The following is a 6,342-nucleotide window of genomic DNA, read 5'->3' on the forward strand; positions in this document are numbered from 1 at the left end:
GCTGCGTAACACGCAGCGGCAGCAAGGGGGCTGACCGGAAGGAACAGGATATAGCTGTCGCTATACTGACTCCAGTCACTTAGCACTTGAATATATTACAGTTGAAACAATCCGTGACCGCGGTAAACAAGTTGGTCAAAGGCCCGTGTCAGATAGGCAGCAGGCTGTTGCGGTTATTTTTGAGTACTTTTTTGATCGTTTTCCTGCATTTTTCCCGGTGAGATAAATACGCAGGTTGAAACTAAAAATAGGAAAAAATATCAAGTCAAAAAAAAATATCTGATGATTATATTCTACCTTAACGGCCGGTTGCCTGTTGTCCCCTGCCGTCCATCAGCTTAACCTGCATACTCCAAAACCGAAGATCATGGGAATGTTTGATTTCTTTAAAAAGAAAGACCAGCCTTTGGCTGCAAAGCCAGCCTACACAGACGCCGTAGCGCAGTACCGTCAGTTTTATGACGCCAATCAATCGCAGCCCCTCTCCTTCTATGGCCTTATTCCTTATGAACAAGCTAACAGCACACCTTTTCACAATTCACCCTACGAACAGACGCTGCTGGTTAACTTCGCGTTTGACGCCGCGTGCGTGTGGGAAGACATCGAAGATGAAGCGGTGGCAGACGAGAAGATCAACGCTGTAAAATATGGTAATATCCCCATCGCCCGGGAAGGTTGCGGCATGTACTGGATACTGATCACTACAGGCAAACACCAGGGAGAAGTATGGTTGCTGACGGAATCCGGCATCACGCCGGTGGCAGAAAACCTGCGCCTGGACACCTGGAAAGAATATCAGTTAAAAAGTGGTAATACTTTCTGGTACCCGGCGGTAAAACACTGGGGTCCTATCGAAAACGCTTTTTTCCTTAGTCATGCGCCCAAGAAAATGGCCGCTATGGGTAATGACGTTTTTGGCACCAGCAGCAGCATGTGCCGGAGTTGCCTTGACTATCTCTCCCGCTGTGCGGTCAAACATCAAAAGGAATTTTTCGTCACCGATCCGGAAGGCACCCGAATATTCGGAACAGACGGCCACATTGAACTCATCAAAAACTAAAACCCCGACCGCTATAGCTTATACACCCATGAAACACTTTTTTATTTTATTACTCGTTGGCCTCTCTGTTTCTGCTTATGCCCAGCAAAAGAGCGTCGCCATGCTTTCCAAAGAACAGCTGCTCGGCGTGGACGCCTTCCAGGTATTCCGCACCAACAAGTTCCTCAACTATAAAGATGTAGACGTGATCAACCAGTATATCGACACGGTATTGTATGAAACGGTGAACGTAAAAAAATCTTACGGTGGAAAAGACTGGCATAAAATAGAGCAGGAAACGGCCGCCGACTACCGGAAAGACAATCCCGACCTCACCTACACGTTTTCAGACGGCAATATGACTGAATCCTACAGTTATGACCAATCCGCGGTGCAGCTGCACGGCGATGTAAAAACAGTGTACAATCCAAAAGGATTTCTGCTATTGCAGGAAAAGAAGAGGACTTTCTTATCCTCCGGCCATGTAGAAACACAAAGTATCATCAATGAATTCGATAACCAGAACAGGGTGGTTAAGATCATCCGCCGTTTTGAAGACAGCCGGAACAAGGATGCTAACCGCGAAGAAATTGTCCGTGCAGAATACAGGAAGAACGAGGTGATTGTCAGCAGCGCCAACGGCGTACTGCGATGCGAGCTGGTGCCCGTGAAAGCACCGGGCGCTTATTACTCCGACCTGTCTGCCCGGGAAACGGCAGACTATTTTATGTATACCCTGAAAAGCGATACTCCCGAAGACGCCCGGAAATACTGTAATGGCGCTGCACTGGAGAAACTTTCCGCAGTACTGGCCGGACAAAAAATAAGTAAAGTCTCTTCGATGGGCGGTTCGGGTACCTTTTCGACCGCGAAAGTAACCATGGAAGAGACCTGGAAGATCACCTATGCCGGCGGCAGTGAAGTACAGAAAGCGGTAAAGTTCAGCCTTGTCAACACGGAACAAGGCTGGAGAATTAATGACTTTACCCTGTAGTGGAAGATTTTAATGTCCTGTTATATTGCTTCGCTTAAAGCTTCCTGCTCTTTGTATGTCTTCCAGTCGATGTATCCTTCCATTGTGAGGCCGTAGTGCAGCTCTCTTTTTGGAGGTGTCTGCGGCCAGTTGTGCTGCAGCCTGTCCACCAGGTCGGGGTTGGAGATAAACGGCTCTCCGAAAGCCGCGATATCGATGGTGCCGGCGTTGATCAGCCGTTCAGATTTTTCCCGGTCCATGCCGCCTGCCAGGATAATGACGCCGTCGTACCATTGCCGGAACCGTTCCAGGAAGCCTTCCGGTAATGCAAAACTCCCGCGTGACTGCTGGTCCATAATATGGATATAGGCAATTTTCCTGTCGGACAGCTCCTTCGCGAGGTACTGATAGGTAGCCTCCAGCTCGTCGTAGTGCGGCAGTTCATGCAGACCGCCATACGGTGTAAGCCGGATAGCTACTTTTGCTGCGCCTACCGCCGCTATGCTGGCGTCGATCGCTTCAAGGAGGAAACGGCTGCGGTTTTCCACGCTGCCGCCATACTGGTCCGTCCGGTTGTTGATATGCGGGTTTAAAAACTGCTCTATCAGGTAACCGTTGGCGCCATGCAGCTCTACGCCATCGAAGCCTGCTTTGACAGCGTTTTTCGCCGCACGGGCAAAATCCTGCGCTACCTGTCCCACTTCTTCCGTTGCCAGCGCGCGGGGTTTGGAAGCGGTCACAAAACCTTCCCGGCCGTTTTCGTCATATCCCCAGGCTTTGGACTGCGCCGCCTGTATGTCTGAAGCGCTTACCGGCGCCTGCCCGTTGGGCTGATTGGACGTGTGGGACACCCTGCCCACATGCCAGAGCTGGGTAAATATCTTACCTCCTTTGGCGTGCACGGCTGCCGTCACTTTCTTCCAGCCTTCCACCTGTTCGGAGGTATATAGTCCGGGGATGTACAGCACGCCTTTGGACGTATCGGATATAGCGGTCCCTTCGGTGATGATAAGTCCTGCGCCTGCGCGCTGGGAATAATAAAGGGCGTTGTTTTCGTTGGGGATACCATCAGCGTTCCTGGCCCTTGTCATGGGAGCCATCGCTATGCGGTTGTTCAGTTGCAGTGAACCGACCGTTGCCGGTTCAAAAATGTTTATGTCCATGATCTTTGCTTTTATACGATCAGCCGTTTAAGGAGATCGATAGTGCAAATTTCCATCATATTTAATCATCATCAAAATAAGTTAACTAGTAAGGTTCTATAATTATAATAATAGATAAGGAAGGATGGGGAATCCCGAAATGCGCTTACGCATACCGCAATATTACATCGCTTCGTACCCTGGTATCACGCCGGTGGGCCTGAGCAGAATAAGAAACAGGTAAAATATCCTATAAACAGGCGACCCTGCCACTAAGTGGCAGGGTCGTGATATTAAAGGGCACTATTATGATTGAAGTACGTTAAACTACCACTTCACCCGCAGTTCAGAACGCCTGTTCTGCTTATAATCTTCTTCTTTACAAGGTACTCCGTCCTTACAGCCGTTCACCGGCTCTTTCTCGCCTTTGTTGCTGTAATAGAGTCTTCTCGGATCGATGCCTTTATTGGCGAGGTAGTCTATCACGGCATAACAACGCAGTGCGGACAGATCAACGTTATACTGATCGCTGCCGCGGTTATCCGCAAAAGACGAGATCACTACTTTCCATTCAGGATGACGCTTCAGCACTGCCGCCACCTCGTCCAGTATCCGGCGGGATTCCGTCAGCAGTACGGCGCTGTTATAGTCGTACAGGAACTTCAGTTCTTCCAGTTTTCTTTTATCTGTTTCTTCTTCTGCGGTGTGTTTCCTTTCTGTCGGGCGGGGACGTTCACCCGTGGCCGGCGGCTGCGTATTGCCCGCAACAGGCGGTTGCGCATTGCCTTCGACCGGCGGCTGACCAGCGTTTTCGCCGGTACCTACCCTGCTGAAATAATCAGGATCGGAGAAATAATAGATATCATCCCTGCCTAAACCGCCTCGTCTGCTGGAAGCCATGTAGCCTTCGTAGCCGTTGCGTTTTAAGATCAGGCCGATATCGTCTGCACCGGAATTGAAAGGTAACTTCATGTTCTCCGGTGTTTCCCAGGTTGACTTTGTTCCTTTTACCCGGTAGATGTCATAGCCACCTAAACCTGCGTGTCCTCTGCTGGAGAAATAAAGTATCCCCTCTTCATTGACCGTGGGAAATGTTTCTGCGGCTACCGTGTTGATCTGGCTGCCACAGTTGACCGGCGTTCCCCAGGAACCATCGGCCTGCTTTTCGGCATACCAGATATCGCTCTGCCCTTGTCCGCCGGGGCGGTCGGACACAAAATACAGGATATCGCCGTCGGAGCTCAGCACCGCGTGACTGGAGGAATATCCATCGCTGTTAATACCTGCCAGGGGCGCCAGCGGCTCCCATTGCCCGTTCTTTTTAACGGATTGATATAACTGCAGATGACGGACACCGTTCACAACACCTTTCCCCGTGTAAGGCACGCCTTTGCCTTGTATATTGATGGTAGCGTACAGTGTGTCTTCTGTTCGGTTCATGCATACAGGCCCGATATGATAATCGTATTTGCCCAGCAGTTTGGGCACCAGCTCCTCCAGGAAAGCGCCGTTACCACCCGTGTATTGCTGGTAAATGTACGCTTTGTAGTAAGGCTGGTCGGTACGTTTGTCGATAGGCGGATTAGCCTGCGAACCGCTGCTCAGTGCCAGGGAACGGTACCCGTTGGACATCAGCAGCAATCCTTTCTGCACCACGCCGCTCACCAGGTCGGAGCTGGAAGTGTTCAGCTCTTTGACGGGCATTAGTTGCACAGGCGCACTTTGTTTGATCCAGACAGCGGCGCTGTCACAGCTTTTCAGGGCAATACTTTTTAATTGCAGGCTGTCCGCATTGGCGGTGGTAAACAACGCATATTGCGTTTTGGCTTCTTCATACTGTTCCAGCTGCCGCAGCGCTTCGCCATAGGCGAAATAAGCCGCAGCCGGGCGGTCGGCCCGGGTGGTGATCTCCTTGTATATATCGGTAGCTTCTTTGTAGTAACCGATCTCCTGGTAGCTACGGGCCATCTTCATCAGTTGCTCTGCCGGCATCTTATCCCCTTTCTGGCGGGCAATCCTGTTATAAAGCGCTCCTGCCACTGCATACTCCTGTCTTGCATAAGCCGCTTCGGCCAGCTGCAGCACGCTTTTCTGTTCCTGGCCGTAGAGGTTGGCGGCAGACAGCAGCATCAGCGGAATCATTATTCTGGTACAACGTATCATAGCGGGTAATAACTAAGGTTTAAAAATACCGGGGGTTCTTCACGGTGTAGTTTTTCGACGGGATCAGGAAGCCCAGAGATATTTCATGTGATCCTCCCTGATAACCGGCCATTTTGTTGATGGTCAGGTCATAGGCGTACCCGATGCGCAGCTTCTCTGTGGCATAAAACTCCACCATTACACTGGCAGCGTCCAGTTCACTAAGGTCTTTCTGCAAATTGGTTTTGCTCCACAATCCCACACCAGTGCGGTAAGAAGCGCCTACCCACAGTTTCTCGCCGATCAGCAGGAAAGCGTTGAGGTCCACATTGGTAGGTCCTTTAAAATCTTCCTTGATCAGGATTGACGGTTTCAACGCCAAATTTTCACTCAGCTGGAACATAGCGCCGGTGGTGATATACAGGTGCTGTGTTTTACGGATCGTGGAATAGTTGTTCCCTTTCCAGTTGTAGCGCGTGGCGTCGGTATACAGTGAAAACAGGTCCATCACAGAGGCGCCGGCATAAAAGCGGGGTGTGTAGTAATAGATCCCGAAACGGGCATCCGGCACCCATACGCTCTTTTTGCCCAGCGGTATGGCCGCGTCCTCGTTATCGATGTACTGCAGTGCCGTTCCGTCGATGGAATACTGGGTAACGCCGCCGCCTATACCGAGGCAAAGGCGACGGGTATCTTCATCATCCAGCGGAATGCGGTACGAGTAAGAACCGTAGAGTGACAGGGCGTCCTGCGGCCCCGATTTATCAAACAACATCTGCACTCCCAACCCCACCTTGTTGTCGCTGGCGGGTGTCACCCCGTCGAGCGAAATACCGCCCGTACGGGGTGCACCGGGGAACCCGGCCCACTGGTGACGATAGATGGCGTTCACATACAGGTCTTCCTTATAGCCTGCGTAGGCGGGGTTAACACTTAACCCGTTGAAGATGTACTGGCTGAACTGTATGTTCTGTTGCGCCACGCCGTGCCTACTTATTGCCAGCAGCAAGACCATTATTCCCGCTCTGAGTACTTTTTGCATCTTT

The 6,342-nt window shown here is 51.0% G+C and carries 5 protein-coding genes; 2 read left to right on the forward strand and 3 right to left on the reverse strand.

The features are described from left to right. Positions 1-367 precede the first annotated feature (367 nt). Together HF324_RS20105 and HF324_RS20110 are read left to right on the forward strand one after the other, a co-directional pair. Complete coding sequence (locus HF324_RS20105; RefSeq protein WP_168860653.1) at positions 368-1,060, forward strand: hypothetical protein; 693 nt, start codon at positions 368-370, stop codon at positions 1,058-1,060. 28 nt (positions 1,061-1,088) lie between these two features. After that, the gene (locus tag HF324_RS20110) at positions 1,089-2,033 is read left to right on the forward strand and encodes a hypothetical protein (protein WP_168804201.1); all 945 of its coding nucleotides are present in this window, start codon (positions 1,089-1,091) and stop codon (positions 2,031-2,033) included. A 20-nt stretch (positions 2,034-2,053) separates the two neighbouring features. Here HF324_RS20110 and HF324_RS20115 read toward each other — a convergent pair whose 3' ends face one another. The 3 genes from HF324_RS20115 to HF324_RS20125 all read right to left on the reverse strand — a co-directional run bounded on the left by HF324_RS20115 (position 2,054) and on the right by HF324_RS20125 (position 6,338). Then, positions 2,054-3,175, reverse strand: a complete 1,122-nt coding sequence (locus HF324_RS20115; protein ID WP_168860654.1) for an alkene reductase — start codon at positions 3,173-3,175, stop codon at positions 2,054-2,056. Between the two features lie 306 nt (positions 3,176-3,481). Then, positions 3,482-5,317 (reverse strand): OmpA family protein, encoded by a 1,836-nt coding sequence (locus HF324_RS20120; RefSeq protein ID WP_168860655.1) that lies wholly within the window; start codon positions 5,315-5,317, stop codon positions 3,482-3,484. A gap of 19 nt (positions 5,318-5,336) precedes the next feature. After that, positions 5,337-6,338 (reverse strand): PorP/SprF family type IX secretion system membrane protein, encoded by a 1,002-nt coding sequence (locus HF324_RS20125; protein ID WP_168804205.1) that lies wholly within the window; start codon positions 6,336-6,338, stop codon positions 5,337-5,339. Positions 6,339-6,342 lie beyond the last annotated feature (4 nt).

It is taken from the genome of Chitinophaga oryzae (assembly GCF_012516375.2).
Classification (GTDB): Bacteria; Bacteroidota; Bacteroidia; order Chitinophagales; family Chitinophagaceae; genus Chitinophaga; species Chitinophaga oryzae.

Bases quoted from the DNA above. Each gene is read 5' to 3' on its own strand.
- HF324_RS20105 (WP_168860653.1), top strand. From the start codon at position 368: ATGGGAATGTTTGATTTCTTTAAAAAGAAAGACCAGCCTTTGGCTGCA.
- HF324_RS20110 (WP_168804201.1), top strand. From the start codon at position 1,089: ATGAAACACTTTTTTATTTTATTACTCGTTGGCCTCTCTGTTTCTGCT.
- HF324_RS20115 (WP_168860654.1), bottom strand. From the start codon at position 3,175: ATGGACATAAACATTTTTGAACCGGCAACGGTCGGTTCACTGCAACTG.
- HF324_RS20120 (WP_168860655.1), bottom strand. From the start codon at position 5,317: ATGATACGTTGTACCAGAATAATGATTCCGCTGATGCTGCTGTCTGCC.
- HF324_RS20125 (WP_168804205.1), bottom strand. From the start codon at position 6,338: ATGCAAAAAGTACTCAGAGCGGGAATAATGGTCTTGCTGCTGGCAATA.